This is a genomic window from Halomonas sp. SIMBA_159 (assembly GCF_046536035.1).
Lineage (GTDB): Bacteria > Pseudomonadota > Gammaproteobacteria > Pseudomonadales > Halomonadaceae > Vreelandella > Vreelandella venusta_A.
On record NZ_JAWJBT010001139.1, the window covers coordinates 1 to 251 of the forward strand.

The 251-nt window shown below is 53.0% G+C and carries 1 protein-coding gene; it reads right to left on the bottom strand.

Going from position 1 to position 251, the window contains the following annotated elements; genetic code table 11:
• A partial coding sequence (locus tag R0J87_RS22825) for a type II secretion system F family protein (RefSeq protein ID WP_498889215.1) occupies positions 1 to 251 on the bottom strand: 251 nt, incomplete at both ends.

Genomic DNA, 251 nt, shown 5'->3' on the forward strand with positions numbered 1-251 from the left:
GGTTTAGCACCTGATCCAAATGGCCGGATTTTTCCCCTGCTGCCACCATTGAACGGAATAAATGATCAAACACATGTGGAAACTCAGCCAGCCCTTCAGCCAGGCTGTAGCCCTCGACCACTTTTGAGCGCACTGTCATCATCATATTTTTCAGCCGCGGCTTGTCGCATTGCTCTGCCACTGCCAGCAGCGCGCTTTCAATTGGCAGCGCTGCTTCAACCAGTGTAGCTATTTGCCGGGTGATCAGTGCC